Here is a 769-nt window from a genome sequence, read left to right on the forward strand (position 1 = left end):
GGCGTGGGCTCGAGGACTCCACCCGTCTCGGGCGGGTTCGCCGGGTCGTCGAGCGCACGATGTCCTGGCTGCTGGGTTTCCGGCGCCTGGCGCTGCGCTACGACCGCTCCGCGTCCACGATCACCGCGCTGCTGTCGCTGGCCTGTGCTCTGATCTGCCACCGCCGTCTGGCCCAGCACTCGCCGTGATCGTCTCCGTCGGAGGTGTCGGCCCTATGACACGGGGGTCAGCGGTCGCCAGGCCAGCCACTGCAGCGCTCCGTCGGCCTCGTCGAGGTCGAAGCGGTGCGGGTCGAACGGCCCACCCGCCCACCCGAGGCGTTCGTCGTGGGCGGGATGGGTCGGGTCAGCCAGCGCGGCCTGGAACTCGTCATAGCCCCACGGGCCGCCGACGTCTTCGGGCGGGCACGCGCCCTGGCCGGCGACGCAGCGCGGGTAGCGCACCCCCGGCTCGGCCGCGAGGACCTTGTCCACGGTGATCCGGTGGGCCCAGTTGTCCCCGAAGTCGTAGAGGTAGCCGGACCGATCTCCTGGCTTGACCAGCCGAGACAGCTTGCCTTTGGCCTCGTCGGTGAGGTCTGGATCAGGCCAGTCCGGGCCCGGGATCCCGAAGCGGCGCCCGGCGATGTCGAACTCGTGCAGATGCGAGTTGGTCCAGCCATCACCGACTGCACCACCTCGTGCAGCACCGCCAGGCTCACCTCGCCCGGGGACCTGCACACGGCGCCGGACCGGCGGCTGCATCTCCTCCAGCACGATCTCCAGCTCGA

At 71.3% G+C, this 769-nt stretch carries 2 protein-coding genes; one reads left to right on the forward strand and one right to left on the reverse strand.

The genetic code is table 11. The features are described 5' to 3' along the window. The coding region (locus PKE99_RS38080; RefSeq protein ID WP_369075889.1) for a transposase at window positions 1-188 on the forward strand (188 nt) is incomplete at its 5' end. Window positions 189-212: 24 nt separating this feature from the next. Here PKE99_RS38080 and PKE99_RS38085 read toward each other — a convergent pair. Beyond that, window positions 213-769: plasmid pRiA4b ORF-3 family protein (locus tag PKE99_RS38085; RefSeq protein ID WP_306470793.1), on the reverse strand; the 557-nt coding region annotated here is incomplete at its 5' end.

Origin of the sequence: Pseudonocardia halophobica, from assembly GCF_027922425.1 — a bacterium.
In the GTDB taxonomy this organism is placed as follows: Bacteria; Actinomycetota; Actinomycetes; order Mycobacteriales; family Pseudonocardiaceae; genus Pseudonocardia; species Pseudonocardia halophobica.